This is a genomic window from Grimontia sp. NTOU-MAR1, from assembly GCF_035758505.1.
GTDB classification, from domain to species: domain Bacteria; phylum Pseudomonadota; class Gammaproteobacteria; order Enterobacterales; family Vibrionaceae; genus Enterovibrio; species Enterovibrio marinus.
The window spans coordinates 1092380-1111024 of sequence record NZ_CP142108.1; the positions used below are offsets into that span (position 1 = coordinate 1092380).

The window sequence follows — 18645 nt, forward strand, 5'->3', positions numbered from 1 at the left end:
TAATGCGCCGACGAGTTATGAGACAAGAGAGTATGTTGCGGAGTGATTATTTGATGGTGAGCATATTCTCAATAAAAATACACAACAGAATGCACTGCTTTCTAGACATAAAATTAAACGATTATTCTGCGATAGGCTTCATATTTATATTAACACTCCGAGAAGCACACATTTTTTGCGCCACCGGGTCGTGCCAAAAAAGCTGTGCTCTGTAACGAATTAAGAGCACAGCCTGTTTGTTGTTTTAGCAATCAGCTTTTACGGTTTATCAGACTTTTTTCCAAGGTCCCCATTGTGTACCTGATTCCGGGTTGTCACCCTGAGTCCAGTATCGCGCTTCATAGATCACTCCGTTAACCGTGACACGATCACCTGCTAGATATACCGCTGTTTCACTCCAGGTATCGTTTGGTGTATCACCATCGCCAGGATTGGAGCCATCACCAGGGTCAGTATCAATGACATCAACAACACGCACTGCTGGCCAACCTGTGTGGGATTCATAGAAGTTTGTCACACACTTCTCGTAGTCACCTTCAACCAGCGCAGAATACGCCGTTTGGTAACCCACCAACTCACATTCGAAAGAGTAACCACCCGGGCGGTCTGCGAAGTACTTCCAGTTGCCATCCCAGTTGGTATAAAGCACATCTGTTGCACCTTGCAGGTTAAGGCTGCCATAAGGCAGTTGTTGCCAACAGGTATTCGTTTCATCCGCTTCGATTGGGATATTGAAATGTTTCGCGAGCCCTTCCCAGTATCGAATCCGGTTAACTGGCTGACCCTTGTCTTTGTTCTGCTCACCACACTCAATCCCACCATTGATGATGTTGATTGTGGTACCAAACCCGTAGCCAATCCCCGCATCCAACTCTCGCTGTGAAGGCACCCATGTTCGGTCAATCACATGCAACATCGCAGGTTTAGGTGCTTGTGGTGTAAGGAAAAACCAGATCGCGGAAGCAAGATTCAGCCAGGAATCAGCCACGAGGCCAGGCTCGTCGAGCAGCTTGGTTGCATCACCCGCGTACATCACTTCTGAAAATGCGCCGTAGTTAAAATGGTAAGAAAGCTGCTTTGCACCTCGACCAAAGTAGCCCTGACCCGCTGCACAAGGCCAGCGTTTGTTTTGCCAGTCATTCTGCCCGCAGCCAGTCGTGTAACCTTCCTGCCCCTCTGACCAGCCCATTTCGCGGACATGGACAAGCGCCTGCTGCCACTCTTCCAAACCTTGTGGGTTATCCCAATGGTTGTCTTTTGCAATATGACCACCTGTTTCCTGAGCAAAGTGCGCAAACGCAGTCACGATCGACTTCCTACAAATAGCATCAGAATCACGGCCATCTGTGTATTCACCACAGAACGCAGGGAACTTGCCAATCGCACGCAGGAATCGGGTATAGGTATATTCTGGCGCTGCCATTTGAGTCAGGAAATGCCAGTCTGTTTGTGGGAACACACGCTCAACACGTTTGACGTTCTCAGGGTTAGTAGCCTCCCCCGGAAAAATCGCTTCAACAACACCGTTGGTGCGCGTACGCAGTGCCTGTGCCCAAATGGTATACATCGGGTCTTGCGTTTTTGCCGTCTCGGCCGCATGCACTTCTGCACGGGTGACAATGAAACCCTCTGGATTTTGTGGATCAGGCTCAGGATTCATTGCTACTGCCCCTGGGGCGGCAAGTGTTGCAGCTATCATCGCACTGAGAAAAGCGGTCTGTTTCATCTTCTAAAGTCCTTATCAAAATGAATGATTGGCAAGCTATTTCACTTCTACTTCTTTGGTATTTGGCGATTTTCTCGCTCCGCAAATCATTTACGGAAAGCGAATTTAGCTACCACATCAAATATATGCATCAAGAGATAAAAGACTCGACAAGTATCCAGCAAAGAAATGTCAGACTGGATGCAACCTGACTAAATATTGATAAAACATGGTTTGTTGTAGGGTTAATTTTTGAAGTGAAGCAAGTTCAATGCAGTATTCGTATGTTTAAAAAATCCGAAGTCAAGTCATCTTTTCGAACGAAATATTCATTTTAATCAGTAAGCTAGCTACTTCATGTTTATAATTTCTTCTCTGGAGGGAAGGATATGACTGACGCGCAACGTATCATTGCTGAGGCACAACAATTAGGCGACGCCAAGATCGCCGAACATTCAGGTAGGTTCTTTAAATCTGGTCCCGGAGAATATGGTGAAGGTGATAAGTTCATTGGTATTAGAGTGCCCGTTGTCAGACAGCTCGCTAAGCATTATAAGTCAGTCTCTCTCAAGACAATTTCAGTACTGCTGGAAAGCGAATGGCATGAAATCAGACTGCTTGCTTTGGTGATTCTGTCTGAGCAATATAAGAAAGCCAACGCAGAACAACAAAAAGTCATTTTTGATTTCTATCTTTCACGAACCCATCTTATTAATAACTGGGATCTGGTCGACAGCTCCGCACACCATATTGTCGGCGGTTACCTCACCAATAAAAAGCGGGACATTCTCTACTCGCTGGCTGAATCAAGCAGCCTATGGGAACGACGGATAGCAATGATGGCTACCTTCCCTTTCATACGGAAAAACCAGTTTGACGACACCATCAAACTTGCGGAAAAGCTGCTTCAAGATAAAGAAGATTTGATCCACAAAATGTGTGGCTGGATGCTGAGGGAGATCGGGAAAAGAGACCTTCCCCTGCTACGCACTTTTCTCGACAGGCATGGTCCAGAAATGCCAAGAACCATGCTGCGCTATGCCATTGAAAAAATGTCTACGGAGGAAAGAAAGCACTATTTGGCCGTGAAGTGATTACAGTGCGCGGATTTTCTTATCCAGCTCATAACCTTGATCGGTCACCAGCTTTTCAAGCACTTCAATGCGGTTTTTAAGCGCATCAATTTCAGCGACCAGCTCCCCTGAGCTCTCTGCGACTTTGTTCGCTTCGAATTCACGCAACTGTGCCCGGTAGGCAAAGTAGCTTTTCAGTGTCCGCGTTCCAACAACCAGCGCAACAATGATGATGACAAATAGCAGTGCGTCCATTTTTGCTCCTCCTGAGCCAACACACCAATCACTCAGCGTATTTCGATAAATCCCCGTAATGGTCGGATCATTAGTCAGTTTCAGTGCAATTTCCAAGCAATAAAAGCTAACACTCTGACACAATTCATAAAATCAGAAGAAACGAGTATTAAAAAGGGAGCCGAAACTCCCTTACATTTAAGTTTAAATCAGCTCACTGACCACTGTGACAAAGTGCGCTTGAAATCCTGATAATCAAATTCGTTCAGTAATTGGATATCACCATTGCTGCGTTGGCAATAAACCGATGGCATGCGAAGGCCGTTAAACCAGTTCAGTTTCACCATGGTGTAGCCAGCACTATCAAGAATGTGCAGACGCTGACCCACTTTAAGTGGTTCGTCAAAACTCGCCACGCAGAACTGATCACCCGCTAGACAAGAGCAACTGCCAATGACATATGTGTGCTCGCCATTCTCGCTGGCTTCACCAATCGACGCAGGTTCGTTGTAGATGAGCGTGTCCAGTCGATGAGCTTCCGTCGCGCTATCTACAATCGCTGTTTTCATCTCGTTTTCGACGATATCCACCACGGTAACAACTAGGTCGGTCGTTTTAGTGATGATGGCTTCGCCCGGTTCCAGATAAAGCTGCACACCATGGCGCTCACCGAACGCTTTCAGTGCAGCTGCCAGTTTTTCAATGTTGTATCCTGGCCAGGTAAAGAAGACACCACCACCGAGACTCACCCACTCTAATTTGTCGAGGTAGCTACCGAACTTTTCTGAGATGGCATCAAGCAAGCCGACAAAGGCGTCGACGTCTTTGTTCTCGCAGTTCATATGGAACATCACGCCATTGAGTGACGCAAAAATCTCTGGATCAATCTTATCGAAATGAACGCCCAGACGGGAGAACTTACGCGCAGGGTTCGCCAGATCCTGACCCGCATAGCTCACACCAGGGTTCAAGCGAAGGCCAATCGACGCTTTTCCTTCTACCAGGTGGCGATAAGCTGTCAGCTGAGATTGGCTGTTGAAGATCATTTTGTCGCAGATATCCGCCACTTCACGCACGTCATCTTCGCTGTAACCAACGCTATAAGCGTGGGTTTCGCCACCAAAGGTTTCGTGGCCCAATTTCACTTCAAAAGGACCACTGCTGGTCGTGCCATCTAGGTACGGCTTGATGATGTCGAAAACACCCCAGGTAGAGAAGCATTTCAGTGCCAGTACCAGCTTAACGCCAGAGAGCTCTTTCAGGAGTTTCGCTTTCTCGAGGTTTTCAATCAACTTATCTTCTTCAATCAGAAAATAAGGGGTTTTTAATTCTGTTGGATTCATGGTCTTTCTCTACAGAAAAGCCTGCATAACAGAAACTGTCATGCAGGCATTTACTTAAGTCGCGCTTATTTCAGGATGTTGATAACTGGCTCGCTTGGTGACAGTTCTTCAACGCCCCAGTCCAGACCAATTGATGGCATCAGCTCCAGGAATGGATCTGGGTCCAACTGTTCCATGTTGAATACGCCTTTGCCATTCCACTCGCCTTTGAAGTAAAGCAGCGCTGCAGTGATGGCAGGAACACCGGTAGTGTAAGCAATCGCTTGGTGTTCAACGTCTTTATAAGCCACTTCGTGGTCAGCATTGTTGTATACAAATACGCTGCGCTGCTTGCCGTCTTTCTTACCCTGAACCCAGGTACCGATACAGGTTTTACCTGTGTAACCCGGTGCCAGAGATGTTGGGTCTGGCAGTAGCGCTTTCAGCACTTTCAATGGCTCAACCACTGTGCCATCACCCAGAGTGATTGGGTCTGGGCTAAGAAGACCAATATCGCGCATGCAGTTAAAGTAGTTCAGGTAACGGTCGCCAAAGCCCATCCAGAACTCAATACGTTTAGCGGGAATAAACTCTTTCAGAGAGCGCACTTCGTCATGCGCCATTGAGTAAACTTTGTGACTGCCAACCAGAGGGAAATCAAATTCCATCATGCGGGTGTGACAACCCACTTGCTTCCACTCACCCTGTTCCCAGTAGAAAGAATCACCTTGGATTTCCAGCATGTTGGTTTCTGGGTCAAAGTTGGTCGCGAACTTTTTGCCGTGGTCACCGGCATTCACGTCCATCACGTCAATGGTGTCGATTTCGTCAAACAAGTGCTTGTATGCGTAAGCAGCAAAAACACTCACTACGCCTGGATCGAAGCCTGCACCCAGAATACCCGTGATGCCTGCTTCTTCGAATTTCTCGCGGTAGCCCCACTGCCAGTCATAAGCTTGTGGCACCTGCTGACCTTCAGAACACAGGTCAACAGCAACAGAGGTATCGAGGTAAGACGTTTTGGTCTGGTAGCACGCTTCCATGATGGTCATGTTGACCCATGGAGGACCCGCATTGATAACCAGATCCGGCTTCACTTCATTGATCAGTGCAACCAGCGCTTCCACGTCATCAGCATCAACCGCTCGTGATTCCAGCTTGTAGCTGGAATCTTTCTGGTTGTTACGACCTTTAATAGATTCAATGATCGCTTCACATTTACCCACAGTGCGGGAAGCAATGGTGTAGTCGCCAAACACATCGTTGTTCTGCGCTGCTTTATGCGCAATAACCCAACCAACACCACCTGCACCAATTTGTAAAACTGCCATGTTAAATTCCTTTCAAAACTACCGGTTCAAATGCCCGGCAAAAAAATCAGAGTGAAGACTGTTTGACGATTTCGCCGCCCAGCGTTTCAAGTTCAGTGAGTAGTTGCTCAAAATCTGCCAGTGACAGGCATGGGTTGAGCAGCGTAAATTTCAGCGCAATGTCACCATCAACCACGGTTTCTCCGACCACAGCGCGACCCTGTACTAAGCCATCCAAACGGATTTGCTTGTTGAGGGCATCCAGATCCAAAGACTTATTTGAACCTGTGTAGCGGAACAACACGGTGGACAGACAAGGTACAGCCAGAAGCTCGAAGTCTGGGCGGTGATTCACCATATCCGCAACTTGCTGCGTTTGGTTCAGGAGGTGATCAACCATAGAGCCGAGCGCCTGTGGGCCAACGTTTTGCAGCGTCATCCAGACTTTCAGGGCATCAAAGCGACGTGTAGTGGCGATAGATTTGTCCACCAGATTCGGCAGCACATCTTCTTCACGGTTGAGGTAATCGGCGTGATGGCGAATATAGCCAAAGTGCGCTTTATCTTTCAGCAGCACTGCGCCACAGCTGATTGGCTGGAAGAACATTTTGTGGAAATCGACAGTCACGGAATCAGCACGTTCAATACCTTCAAGACGTGCGTGGTGGCGACTCAGGATCAACGCACCGCCATATGCCGCATCTACGTGCATCCAAAGACCATGCTTTTCAGCAAGATCCGCAACATCATCCAGATCATCGATAGATCCGTTATCCGTGGTACCTGCGGTTCCAGTGATCACAAACGGAATCAAACCTTCAGCTTTTAGCGATGTCACCGCTTCTTCTGCTGATTCGATGCTGATGGTGCCATCGGTGTAGGTATCGACGCAGACGACTGCATTTTCACCCAGACCCAGCAATGACGCTGATTTCTGCATAGTGAAGTGGGAGTTCTTCGAGCAAATCACGCGAAGCTTGTCGGCGTATTCCGGCAAACCATCTTTCTGCACATCATGACCGCTGATTTGCTTGATGATGTGGTCACGCGCCATCAGCAGACCCATCAGGTTGCTTTGGGTACCACCGCTGGTGAACACACCGTCTGATTGCTCATCAAAGCCAAAACGCTTGCAAAGCCAGTCAGTGACTTCTTGCTCTACAAAGGTCGCAGCACTTGCCTGATCCCAAGAGTCCATAGACTGGTTCAGCGCAGTGATAAAGGCTTCTGCAGCCACAGCAGGCAGCATTGGCGGCGTATGTAAGTGCGCGATGCAATGAGGATGCTGAACAATGATGGAATTCTTACCGATCAAGTCCGTCGTCTCATCAATCACATCCGTCAGCGACTGAGGGTTTTCGCCCAATTGCGCGCGGCGGATTTGCGATTGCAGCACCATTGGGTCGAGACCGCTGTATGGCGACTCAGTGGATTCGAACAGTTTTTTGAGCGCCAGCGTGCTTTGGTTCATGGCGGATTCAAAACCGTCAGCACCCTGCTTGCCAACATGGATAAAGTGCTCGCGCCAGCTTTGCTGGATGCTGTCCATCGGCTGAGAAACAGGTTTTGGTTCAACCAGTGAGTCAATCGCCTCTTCCAGCGCTTTCAGCGCGAAGTCGATTTGCTCAAAAGTGATGATGATTGGCGGCAGGAAGCGCAGCACTGAGCCTTCGCGTCCACCTTTTTCAATGATCAATCCGCGCTCAAGTGCCGCTCGCTGAATAGCAACCGTCAGTTCTGGGGCCGATTGAGGTTCGCCAAATTTATTCTTGGTGCCTTCTGGGTCGCAAATCTCAACACCCAGCATCAAGCCTTTGCCACGAACTTCCGCGATACAAGTCGTTTTCTCAGCAATTTTCTCAAGGCCTCGGCGAAGGTATTCACCTGAAACTGCAGCTTGGTTTGCCAGGTTGTCACGACGGATGATTTCCATCGCTTTCGCACCGGATACCATCGCAAGTTGATTACCGCGGAAAGTACCAGTGTGCTCACCCGGACGCCAGGTGTCGATTTCTTTGTCGAACACCAACAGCGACATTGGCAAACCGCCACCAACTGCTTTAGAAAGACAAAGAATGTCTGGTGTGATGCCTGCATCTTCAAACGCAAAGTGGGAGCCAGTTTTACCGATACCACATTGGATTTCATCGAAAATCAGCAGAATGCCGTGCTCTTGGGTAATACGGCGCAGTTCTTTCAACCAGAACGCTGGCGCGGGGATGACTCCACCCTCGCCTTGCACTGGCTCAACGATAATGGCAGCAGGTTTCTGCACACCACTTTCGTCATCAGCCAGCATACGTTCAATGTAACGCAAGCCCTGACGCGCACCTTGTTCGCCATGAAGGCCATATGGGCAACGTAGATCGTATGGGAAAGGCAGGAAATGAACATCTGCCATCAAACCCTGACGACGTGCTTTGGTGCCAAGGTTACCCATCAGCGCCATGGTACCGTTGGTCATGCCATGGTAAGCACCGTGGAACGCGGCAATGGTGTTACGGCCAGTGGTTTGTTTGGCGAGTTTAATTGCCGCTTCAACGGCGTCAGCACCCGAAGGACCACAGAACTGGACCTTCGCATTTTCAGCAAAGTCTTGAGGAAGAAACGCCATCAGCTCACGAATGAATGCATCTTTCGCTGGCGTCGTAATATCCAGCGTTTGATAGGGAATGCCAGCGTGAAGCTGTTCAATCAAAGCCTGATTGATTTCAGGATGGTTATAGCCAAGTGCCAGAGTCCCCGCGCCTGCGAGGCAGTCCAGATAAATCTGACCGCGGCTGTCTTCGACCAGTGCACCATTCGCTTTTGCAATGGCAACTGGCAAGCGGCGAGGATAAGAACGAACCTCAGATTCGTAATGCTCCTGACTCAGCAATAGTTCGTCTGGTGTCAGGTCGTGAAGGCCTTTTAAAACAGGGACAGGGCTCGTCGCCAGCATGTCCTGCGTTTCTGTAGGAAAGTTAATCATTGTTGTTGATCTTCCATGTTCACCACCCTCGCTCTGCAGAATTTGCGTGCAGCAGTCCCTTCGCACAAATCTTGTGTTAAGAGGAATTCAGCAGATGAGTCGTGGAGCACACCCCCGAAAGTTCGGGAAATACCCGCAGAATCACGTCATGCGATATCGGCGGAAACCATAGTGTGTTCGAGCGCGCTAAAACAAAGACGGCAAAGCATCACGATCGAGTCGTGGGGGAACAGCTTTAAAACGTTTGGAAAGCGTCTCTTTTGATCGGGTAGATCAAGGCTCAGTAATAATACTGCAGTTTGGTAAAACGAAGCTGAAGTGGAGGTAATACATAATCACTGTTGGGTTCCTCAATATGCCCCGACTTCGTTGAAGTCAGACAGCTCTATTAATGCCCTTCTACTAGGAAACCATTTCCTAGTACCTACGGTGCGACGACAACTTCTTCAACATTGCGCCACGTGTGTCCCGAAAAGCTCTACGTTCGAGATTGCCGCGAACGGTAACATAGCCACTTTTTTGAACTCAAGCGTTTTTTTCAAATAAGTGAAAAATAGGTAACCCATTTACATTTGTTACATTTGGAGTGTCGAGTACTTTTTCTTGAAAGTGAAAGCAGCGTTCCACAGAGATCATCGATGAGCAAAAAAATAAGAAAATAATAGGAAAAAAATAAGTTGCTATTTTCATAAAAGTTATGAAAGTAAGTTTTTATCATTCTCTCATGTAACATTTTTAAGATTATAAATATTGGGTATTCATTAAATATTTTTTCTATGTTAAACCTAAAAATGAACAGCAGGAATGCAAATTCGTCGACGGGTTAATGTTCAAAAAATAACCAAACAATTGGTTCTAAAATTTAATTTTATAGGAAGAAAACAAATGGATAAAAATACCCCTTTTTTTAGTAACTTTATTGAAGCAGACACTATTACTAAAGAAGAAGCGAACCAGATTTCTGGCGGATGGATCTTTCCTAACGAAATTGCAACACGTAAAGCTCCGTCTGATGACGATGAAGGTTTTTTCTTTCCAACGGACGAGTTGCCTGCGTTGCCTCCGCTAAGCTAATCTGAGCTAATATAAAAATCAGACTTAATTAATATAGACTGCTATTCCTATCTATATATCAAGATTTTGTCTCTAAGTTATCACCCCCAATTATTGGGGGTGATATTGAAAGAATAATATGCATAACTCCAAAAAAAGTATCCTGTGCATCACGCACTCACAGGACACCTTTCCGGTTGAATGGGTAATAGAACATCTGAATTCAGCGGGTATAGAAGGAATCCGTTTAAACAGCGATCAGTTTCCCCTACATGTTCAAATCGGTGGAAGCATAAGACAATCTGATTTTAACTCAGAGAACGTATTCGTTCAAAGTGATGTCGATACAATTATATCGACAAAAGATTGGTTGATTGATGAGTCTAATATTGGTGCTATATGGCATAGAAAAAATGTAGTGAGTGATTTATCTTCGGCACTAGAGGGGGAAATATTAGCACAGGCAACTCGTGAGTCAGAGAGCATTAAGTGCGCTTTGTTGTGCAGCTTAGGTGACGTGTTTTGGCTTGATCACCCCAATATACAAATGGCCAGTGAAAATAAGTGGCTTCAGCTTAAACTGGCTAAAAAAGCTGGTCTCGATATTCCGGCGACATTATTTACTAACATTCCCAATCAAGTGAAGGAATTCTACAAACAGTGCGACGGTGATATTGTAGCAAAAATGCACACGGCTCTAACTGTATCTATGGGAAAGCCACCCGCCTTTGTCTATACCTCGAAGGTCACAGAGGAGCACCTCAAAGATCTTTCCTCATTGCGTTTTTCACCAATGATTTTCCAAAAAAGAGTCAAAAAGCAAACGGAGTTGCGAATCGCATATATTGATGGACATTTATTCCCTGCTCAAGTGAATCTTAGTAGTGAAGATGACAAGGAGTTACTCGACTGGCGTAAAGCTCCCCCTACGACTTCAAACTGGAAACATGTTGATATTCCCGAAGACCTGATACGAAAACTTCGCATCTTCATGGCTTCTATGAATTTAAAGTTTGGTGCTATCGATATCATATTGGATATAGAGAACAAATATCATTTCCTTGAAGTAAACCCGGCAGGAGAATGGGGAATGTTAGAGGCAGAGCTGGGCTTACCTATTTCGGAGCACATCGCCCAAACGCTCATTAAATATAGCAATTAGTAAAAGACAGGCTGAAAGAAGCATGACTAAAAACAAAGTACTTATTATTACCCACTCAAAAGATAACCCGAGTATTGATACAGTTTCTGAGCACTTACGCACTTTGGGCGCCATTCCAATCCGATTTAATACTGATCTTTTTCCAACAGAAGTTCAAATTGCAAGTCACCAGCTTAACGGTGGTAATATAAGCGTGTTAAACACGGAAACGGGTGAAGTAGTACAAAGCAGTGAAATAATGGCAGTTTGGTATCGTCGTTTCTACCCTGCCAAAGGACTACCTGCGGATATGGACATTCAGTTGAAACAACCGTCAATAGAGGAGAGTAAGCGAACTATACTTGGCTTTTTAGATAGCTTGCAGTGTTTCAAACTCGACGATTATTGGGATGTAAAGCATGCATCAAATAAAGAATATCAACTAATGTTAGCTCGCAAAGTGGGTTTAGATTTACCGAACACGTTAACCAGTAACTCACCAGATGCGGTTCGCCAATTTTTTACTGATAATAAGGGGAGAATTATCACCAAAATGCAGACTGCCTTTTCAATATGGCATGAAGATGTTGAGCAGGTGGTATTTACCAATAAGGTCACAGAGGAACACCTTGATAAATTAGAAGAATTAAACCTCTGTCCAATGGTATTTCAGGAGCATATAGAAAAAGAAGTTGAGCTTAGAGCAACCGTCGTTGGTAACCAAGTATTCTGTGCCTCCATTGACCCTGACATTATGAAAGGCATGGAAACTGATTGGCGTAAAAGAGGTATGTACACTCTCGATAAATGGCAACCTTATAAATTACCAAAAGAAGAAGCTGACAAATTGGTCACGCTTGCCAAAAAGTTGAATCTCAATTATGGCGCGGCAGACATCATATTAACGCCTGATGGAGCTTACAAATTTCTTGAGATAAATCCGTGCGGTGAGTTTTACTGGATGGACGTATACCAAGAGCTTGGGATCTGTGAGGCTATTGCAAATAACCTAGTATCAGCTGGGCGCTAACCAAAAGCTTATTGTGCTTATGCCCGAGTTCAGTCCCAGGTCGGGCTTGTATACCATTGGAGATCACTATTGAGCCAGCTGTATCGTCAATCTGTTATTGACGCACAAAAACAACGACTCCATGGCGATGTGTTGCTTACACAACCCTTGTCTATTTCTCTTATCGTAGCCATTTTGTTTATTTCACTCAGCTTACTTGTGTTGTTTCTTAATTATGCAGAGTACAGCCGTAAAGAGACTGTTCAAGGTTACATTTTGCCAGATAGAGGTATTATTAAATCTTTTTCTCAACGTAAAGGCATCGTTGAAACTGTTCACATCATGGAGGGACAAGAGGTCGAGAAAGGCCAACCTCTGGTCACTATTATCTCGAGAAGCAAACTAGAGAATGGACTCGATCTCAATCAAACGATTGTTAAAGAATTTGAAAAGCAATATCAGTACATCAACAAAGAAATTGAGTATCAAAATACCTTGCATGTCCAGCAAATGGAAAAACAGAATTTACTCGTTTCCGATATCGAGCGCCAACTTTCTGCTATTGAAAGTCAGCAGTCACTGATCAATGAAAAATACCAACTTCAGCTCGAACGAGAGGCGCAGCATCTGAAGCTACACAGAGAAGGGCATCTTTCCGCTCTGGACCTTCAATCTCAAAAAGAAACTTTAATTGAAATCAAAGCCCAGAAAGAGAGAGTGATAGCTAATGAGCTGGATTTGCGAAAGGCTCGAAATACATTGCAGTCTGATTTGACTATTCTTCCCAAGCAACATCAGTTGAACGTTTTGGAATTAGAGCAGCAGAAGTCTTCGATTCGGCAGCAGCTCAGCCAAGCACAGGGGAATGCTATCCATGTATTGACCGCTAATGAAAAAGGAAAGGCTACAGGGATAAACGTCGTAACTGGAGAAACGGTTCAAGATAATGATTTGTTGTTGAGTCTAATTCCTGAAAACGCAAAGCTGATCGCTGAACTTTTTTTGCCAACTCGGTCAGCAGGATTTGTTAAGAAAGAGGATTTAGTCAAGCTCAGGTTGGAAGCTTTCCCATACCAAAGGTTTGGTTATTTAAGCGGGAAAGTTTCACATATTGGTACTGTACTTCTGCAGCAAGGAGAATCTCCCCTACCAATTAATGAGCCGGTTTATCGTATACGCGTATCTCTTGACAAGGAGCATATCGACTTTAAAGGTTCAACTATTCCGCTTAAAAACGGCATGCTGCTGGAGGCAGACATATTATTGGAAAGCCGAAGCATTATGGGTTGGATCCTTGAACCCGTCTATGGACTATTAGGAAAGATTTGATATGAACTCAATCGTAAAAGAGCCTCATATTACAGAACTTCTGGAGTATTCTGGCAATAAAAAAGTGGCCATGATTTCACAGACAGAAGCAGCAGAATGTGGAGTTGCTTGTCTCGCAATGGTTTCGACCTATTATGGACACAAACTTGATATGCCTGCAGCACGAAGGTTCCATACTCCTGGTCTAAAAGGTATTAATGTTCAGCAATTAATCCAAACGGCAGACAAGATGCAATTGGCTGCTCGCGCACTCAAATGCCCATTAGAGCATGTCGGGAAGTTAACTTTACCCTGTATATTGCACTGGGACCTTAATCACTTTGTTGTCCTTACTGGAGTCAAGAAAAACAAACTCACCATTAATGATCCAGCGTCTGGCACACGTGTATTATCTCTCGAAGAGTTCAGCAAACACTATACAGGGATAGCCATTGAGTTGATCCCAACAAAACAGTTTGAGAAAAAAGATTCGCGCCAAAAAATGGGGATTAGCCAGCTATGGACTCGAATCTCGGGTATCGGGAAAGTGCTAACCACACTCGTGATGCTCACCATTCTATTGCAGATTTTTATGTTGCTGAGCCCTTACTACATTCAATTGGTCGTCGATGAAGTATTGACGAGTTTCGACAATTCTCTATTGGTGGTGTTGGCAGTTGGCTTTAGCCTTCTATTGTTTTTTAACATTATTACCAAAGCGATAAGAAGCTGGTTGATCTTGCGGTTATCGAGTCAGTTGAATCTACAAATGGGTGCTAACTTATTACGTCATTTGTTGCGTTTACCTATGAGTTATTTTGAGACACGTCATATCGGCGATTTAGTATCACGCTTTGGCTCACTCAGTCAGGTAAGAGAGCGCATGACAACTGGGCTGGTTGAAACCATTGTGGATGGGTTCATGTCATTGGCTATCTTAGGTGTGATGTTCGCATATAGCCAGTTCTTAACCGCTGTCGTCTTGTGCATCATTTCTATGTATCTCGCGATTCGACTGGCTCTGTATAATACGTTGCGACAAGCAACGGAAGTGTCAATTGAAGCTAAAGCCAAAGAGCAAAGCCAATTTTTAGAAACCGCTCGTGGAATTCAGACTATTCGTCTGTTTAATGCAGAATCCCTTCGCCAGAGTAACTGGCAAAATCGTTATAGCGCCGTCATTAATGCCGATATAAAGTTAGGAAAGCTCAACATTGGTTTTGAGTCAGCAAATCAATTTCTTTTCGGATTGGAGAATATTTTTATCATTTTTCTTGCTGCTACTGCCGTCATGAATGGAGAACTGACGATAGGGATGCTATTCGCTTTTCTTGCCTATAAAGATCAACTGACTACCCGAATGTCGGTGTTAATTGAACAAATTGTGCAGTTTAAAATGTTGCGATTGCACTTAGATCGCATAGCTGATATCGCCCTGCATGAACAAGAACCTCATCGCGAAAAAGGTCGCAATCTGATACAAATGCGCGGTAGCATCAAGTTAGTGGACTTGTCTTTTAAATACTCGCCAGATGAAGAGTATATATTTAAAAACGTAAATTTAGAGGTGAATGCGGGTGAGTCGGTAGCGCTCGTTGGGCCCTCTGGTTGCGGGAAATCGACGTTACTGAAAATCATGCTGGGCTTGTTGCAACCGACATCTGGTAGAGTGTTAGTTGATGGGGAAGATATAAGAGACTTGGGGTTGTCTAACTATCGAAATTACATCGGCTCTGTGATGCAAGACGACACTCTACTCACCGGAACCATAGAAGAGAACATATCATTCTTTGACCCAGAGCCTGATCAACAACTGCTATCTCATTGCGCTTATTTGGCGGGGATTCACGAAGATATTCTCAACTTACCGATGAACTATCGAAGTTTAGTGTCTGACATGGGTTCTAATTTCTCAGGTGGACAAACCCAGCGGTTATTACTTGCTCGTGCTTTATACCGACGTCCCGCAATACTCTTTTTGGATGAAGCGACCAGTCATCTAGATGTCGAGAACGAAAGTAGGATAAATGAAAATATCAAAAACCTACCATTCACCCGGTTAATGATTGCTCATCGACCTGAAACGATAGAGAGCGCAGATCGCGTGGTGAACTTAGCGGATCTATAAACCAAAACTTCTCATTACTCAGGAACGGACTTTTTGTTGACCGGTCCGTGCGGTAAGGTGCCCCTTTACGTTTCGGCAAATCCACCCTGAGTTATTCTATGCCTGTGCATATCCCAAATCAGCTGACGGTTGGTAATTTTTCACTACCTACTGATAGCTTTGAATAACACCATATCCTTATATATGAACTTGTCCTATTTCATAAAGCCTGACGGCATCTTGCTCCAAACGATCTGATGTCGCAGGGTTGAGTTAACCTCATTTTCTACATGTACCTTACTTCACCGTATTTTGTTTACATTTTAGTCAGGACAAAGTGGAGCATCTGATGAGCAAGCATTGAAGAAATAGAAAAAAAGGCCAAAATCAGGTACTTCCCCCTCACCCCCCATTCGCTTATGCTACTTTCTTTTGGGTAGATAAGTACCTGTTATTTCAACGTTAGGTATCATCATGAATAAAACAAATACAATAGTATGGCTTGTCATTTTCATCGCTGTTTTTGTTTGGTCGGCCATCAATCCAAAAGATCAATTCACCTGGTTCCTTGAAGTTGCGCCCGCGCTTATCGCACTTATCGTTTTAGCAGTAACTAAAAAAACTTACCCACTCACCAAAATCACTTACATCTTTATTCTGATTCATTGTGTCATTTTGATGGTGGGTGGACATTACACATATGCAGAAGTCCCCCTGTTTGATTACCTAAAAGAGATAACCAATTCCGCTCGCAATAACTACGACAAGGTTGGCCATTTTGCTCAGGGTTTCATTCCTGCATTGGTTGCCCGAGAGGTACTTATTCGAAACTCAGTGATACCCTCTCCGAGATGGCGTAACTTCTTTATCGTATCGTTCTGTTTGGCTCTCAGCGCTTTCTACGAGCTTATCGAGTGGTGGGTTGCTGCTCTATCTGGAGAGTCCGCTGATGCTTTTCTCGGTACTCAGGGCTATATGTGGGACACCCAATCAGATATGTTTCTAGCAATGATTGGCGCCATCACATCACTTGTATTACTGAGCAAGATACATGACAAGCAAATTGCAAAGCTCAGCATGGATGAACTCACCCAGGATAAATAAGGACTTGCACAGGGCTACCATCGACTAATATTGAACAAATTTGGCCAAAGACTATGCAATTGAATGACGTCATGTCTGCATGTGGTTGGGTGATATGCCTCGCACCCTCAGAAACCTGATGGGCTTTTCTGGTCACGGCCTTGCGAAGCGCGGAAACCTGCTCTACATTTTGTTCGACCACCGAGTAGTGAGCAGCCACCAACTGTGTGAGCAAGTTGCCGTCCTCAAGGCTTCGCTCCGTCACTTCGCGGTGGTCAATCATCTTCTGCCGTTCAATGCCCGTGTTTGCCTATCTGAGGCAGTCTGCCTTGTGTCGTCGTGCGTGGCCTGCGCTTTCTCAGGAAGCACCGACTCAGACAAACGGAGGTGAGATTCCGTGAGGTTTGACGAAGAAGTTGGCACATTGATATCCTCCCTTAGGGCGAATTGACCGGTATCGTGCATCTTCAAATTGTATGGGTTTATAGGGTAGTAGGAGAAAATTCTTCCCATTACCCACCGAATTAATCGCAATTTAGATAGTCTGTCATTAGGCACTCACGAGCTAATTTCTCAGCATCGGAAATTTGGGCGCCACTCAATGGTGTAGTAATTTTTACGGGCTCTTCGGGGTTTTCATTTTTTTGGGAGATATAAAACTACATGTATGATTTTGTATCATTCTGTTCGACCCCACGGCCTCGCTTATACATCCAGGCTAATTTTTGCTGACCCTGCTCGTCGCCCTGTTTCGCTGCTAATCGGTAATATTTCACAGCTTCCTCGAAATTTCTCTCAACCCCAAGACCTTCTTTGTACATCCAACCCAAATTAGTTTGAGCTCTCGCGAACCCTTTGTCTGCCGCCAAACGATAGTATTTCACAGCCTCAGAGTCGCTTCGCGGAACTCCTAGCCCGTCCTCGTGGAGTTCACCAAGATAGGTGAGCCCTCTTGAGTCTCCTTCTTCTGCTGCGAGTCGATAGTACTTAACCGCTTCAATATTACTTTTAGGCACGCCTCGTCCTTCTTCGTACATCCAACCAAGATTGTTTTGCGCAACGTCATACCCTTGACCAGCAGCCAAGCGATAATATTTCAGCGCCATACTATCACTCTGAGATATCCCTCTACCTTTGCGGTACATCCAACCTAAGCTATTCTGTGCGCGCATGACCCAAGTCAGCCGCAGATTGATACGAAGCCCGCATGAGAATAGACTCCACTATTCTTGCAGGAGTGATGCCGCCTTATTGGACTGACGCCAATAACCAAGACCACCATGGGATGAGCATAGAAGAACTAAAGCAGGTGAAAGCAGCAATAAACCTACAAGGGTTCGTACTCCATGACAAACAACGAAAGATGAAGCAGGAAGTGGATAATCTGGATAGCTTTGAAGCGGTGTTAGCGTTTAAAGTCGGACAACAGACCGTTTAAGCAGTGTTCACAGAACCTCTCACACTGCACAAAGAAACCGCTTAAAATGGGATACCAGACACTTTTCAAAATAAGCGGTTTCATTTCCCATTTTTCGCGGCGGGCTACATAAAAATAGAGAAAGCAGAAGCGTAGAAAGTTTGTGGCAAGGAATGGCGATTGATCAAAAGAAGGATATAACAAAAAGCCCACAAGCTTATGCTTGTAGGCCTTAGTTTAAATGGTGCCCCGGGCCGGACTTGAACCGGCACAACGCGAACGTCGAGGGATTTTAAATCCCTTGTGTCTACCAATTCCACCACCAGGGCACGCAATTCTTTGATTGCGATGATAGGCACCATCTGCAAATAATTTGGAGCGACACACGAGGTTCGAACTCGTGACCTCAACCTTGGCAAGGTTGCGCTCTACCAACTGAGCTAGTGTCGCATGTTACCCGGCATTGCCGAATAAACTAAATGTGGTGCGGGAGCCGGATTTTATCCGGGCGGCGCATCCGTCGACTGCCTGAGGGTTATGTCAAAACAAAACACCCAAACTGTCTGAATAATTGGTTGCGGGAGCCGGATTTGAACCGACGACCTTCGGGTTATGAGCCCGACGAGCTACCAGGCTGCTCCATCCCGCGTCCGTATCTCATTGTTCTCGCACAATGACAGCGATTCCCATTTCCCAATCTCTTTAAAAGAGATTGGAGCGACACACGAGGTTCGAACTCGTGACCTCAACCTTGGCAAGGTTGCGCTCTACCAGCTGAGCTAGTGTCGCATCATGGAGGCGCGTCCCGGAGTCGAACCGAGGTCCACGGATTTGCAATCCGCTGCATAGCCACTCTGCCAACGCGCCTTCGTTTGTCCCGCTTTGGTAAGTTGTCTTCCTCTGCGGTACGGG

At 45.6% G+C, this 18645-nt stretch carries 15 protein-coding genes, 5 tRNA genes and 1 pseudogene; 8 read left to right on the forward strand and 13 right to left on the reverse strand.

The window, feature by feature from the left end; all coding sequences use genetic code 11:
* Positions 1-268: 268 nt before the first annotated feature.
* Entirely contained in the window at positions 269-1726 is a 1458-nt protein-coding gene (locus tag VP504_RS05005; RefSeq protein ID WP_325893233.1) for a chitinase, read from the reverse strand.
* Positions 1727-2094: 368 nt separating this feature from the next.
* Between VP504_RS05005 and VP504_RS05010 the strand changes: the two genes are divergently transcribed.
* Entirely contained in the window at positions 2095-2799 is a 705-nt protein-coding gene (locus VP504_RS05010) for a DNA alkylation repair protein (protein ID WP_325893234.1), read from the forward strand.
* Here VP504_RS05010 and VP504_RS05015 read toward each other — a convergent pair whose 3' ends face one another.
* The 4 genes from VP504_RS05015 to VP504_RS05030 all read right to left on the reverse strand — a co-directional run bounded on the left by VP504_RS05015 (position 2800) and on the right by VP504_RS05030 (position 8615).
* On the reverse strand, positions 2800-3033 hold the full coding sequence (locus VP504_RS05015) for a hypothetical protein (protein WP_325893235.1): 234 nt from the start codon (positions 3031-3033) through the stop codon (positions 2800-2802). It lies immediately after the preceding gene.
* A 188-nt stretch (positions 3034-3221) separates the two neighbouring features.
* Entirely contained in the window at positions 3222-4355 is a 1134-nt protein-coding gene (gene nspC / locus VP504_RS05020) for a carboxynorspermidine decarboxylase (RefSeq protein WP_325893236.1), read from the reverse strand.
* 65 nt (positions 4356-4420) lie between these two features.
* Positions 4421-5665 carry a carboxynorspermidine synthase gene (locus tag VP504_RS05025; protein ID WP_325893237.1) on the reverse strand — a complete coding sequence of 415 codons (1245 nt, stop codon included), beginning with the start codon at positions 5663-5665 and terminating at the stop codon, positions 4421-4423.
* Between the two features lie 46 nt (positions 5666-5711).
* Positions 5712-8615 carry a pyridoxal phosphate-dependent class III aminotransferase gene (locus tag VP504_RS05030; protein ID WP_325893238.1) on the reverse strand — a complete coding sequence of 968 codons (2904 nt, stop codon included), beginning with the start codon at positions 8613-8615 and terminating at the stop codon, positions 5712-5714.
* A gap of 804 nt (positions 8616-9419) precedes the next feature.
* On the opposite strand from VP504_RS05030, the gene VP504_RS05035 reads away from it, so the two are divergent.
* From VP504_RS05035 to VP504_RS05060, 6 genes are all read left to right on the forward strand, one after another.
* Positions 9420-9689, forward strand: a complete 270-nt coding sequence (locus tag VP504_RS05035) for a hypothetical protein (RefSeq protein ID WP_325893239.1) — start codon at positions 9420-9422, stop codon at positions 9687-9689.
* A 118-nt stretch (positions 9690-9807) separates the two neighbouring features.
* The gene (locus VP504_RS05040; RefSeq protein ID WP_325893240.1) at positions 9808-10830 is read left to right on the forward strand and encodes an MvdC/MvdD family ATP grasp protein; all 1023 of its coding nucleotides are present in this window, start codon (positions 9808-9810) and stop codon (positions 10828-10830) included.
* Between the two features lie 22 nt (positions 10831-10852).
* Complete coding sequence (locus VP504_RS05045) at positions 10853-11839, forward strand: MvdC/MvdD family ATP grasp protein (RefSeq protein WP_325893241.1); 987 nt, start codon at positions 10853-10855, stop codon at positions 11837-11839.
* A 69-nt stretch (positions 11840-11908) separates the two neighbouring features.
* Positions 11909-13147: an HlyD family efflux transporter periplasmic adaptor subunit gene (locus VP504_RS05050; RefSeq protein ID WP_325893242.1), complete on the forward strand. Its 1239-nt coding sequence runs from the start codon at positions 11909-11911 to the stop codon at positions 13145-13147.
* A 1-nt stretch (position 13148) separates the two neighbouring features.
* A complete protein-coding gene (locus tag VP504_RS05055) occupies positions 13149-15254 on the forward strand; it encodes a peptidase domain-containing ABC transporter (RefSeq protein ID WP_325893243.1) in 2106 nt (701 codons plus the stop codon).
* A gap of 453 nt (positions 15255-15707) precedes the next feature.
* Positions 15708-16337: a DUF2238 domain-containing protein gene (locus VP504_RS05060; RefSeq protein WP_325893244.1), complete on the forward strand. Its 630-nt coding sequence runs from the start codon at positions 15708-15710 to the stop codon at positions 16335-16337.
* Here the strand turns inward: VP504_RS05060 and VP504_RS05065 are convergent.
* The 3 genes and pseudogenes from VP504_RS05065 to VP504_RS25580 form a co-directional block, all read right to left on the reverse strand.
* Positions 16321-16599, reverse strand: coding sequence for a hypothetical protein (locus VP504_RS05065; RefSeq protein ID WP_325893245.1), 279 nt, complete (start codon positions 16597-16599; stop codon positions 16321-16323). The two genes, VP504_RS05060 and VP504_RS05065, sit on opposite strands and share 17 nt — an antisense overlap.
* Positions 16600-16975: 376 nt before the next feature.
* Positions 16976-17422: a tetratricopeptide repeat protein gene (locus tag VP504_RS05070; RefSeq protein WP_325893246.1), complete on the reverse strand. Its 447-nt coding sequence runs from the start codon at positions 17420-17422 to the stop codon at positions 16976-16978.
* A 6-nt stretch (positions 17423-17428) separates the two neighbouring features.
* Positions 17429-17488 (reverse strand): annotated as a pseudogene (locus tag VP504_RS25580) (hypothetical protein); the annotation flags it as partial.
* Between the two features lie 35 nt (positions 17489-17523).
* On the opposite strand from VP504_RS25580, the gene VP504_RS05075 reads away from it, so the two are divergent.
* Positions 17524-17754: a DUF4376 domain-containing protein gene (locus tag VP504_RS05075; RefSeq protein ID WP_325893247.1), complete on the forward strand. Its 231-nt coding sequence runs from the start codon at positions 17524-17526 to the stop codon at positions 17752-17754.
* A 221-nt stretch (positions 17755-17975) separates the two neighbouring features.
* On the opposite strand, the gene VP504_RS05080 is transcribed toward VP504_RS05075, so the two are convergent.
* The 5 genes from VP504_RS05080 to VP504_RS05100 all read right to left on the reverse strand — a co-directional run bounded on the left by VP504_RS05080 (position 17976) and on the right by VP504_RS05100 (position 18600).
* Positions 17976-18062: transfer RNA gene (locus tag VP504_RS05080), tRNA-Leu, on the reverse strand.
* 45 nt (positions 18063-18107) lie between these two features.
* Positions 18108-18183, reverse strand: a tRNA-Gly gene (locus VP504_RS05085).
* A 122-nt stretch (positions 18184-18305) separates the two neighbouring features.
* Positions 18306-18382, reverse strand: a tRNA-Met gene (locus VP504_RS05090).
* Between the two features lie 64 nt (positions 18383-18446).
* Positions 18447-18522, reverse strand: a tRNA-Gly gene (locus VP504_RS05095).
* 4 nt (positions 18523-18526) lie between these two features.
* Positions 18527-18600, reverse strand: a tRNA-Cys gene (locus VP504_RS05100).
* Positions 18601-18645 lie beyond the last annotated feature (45 nt).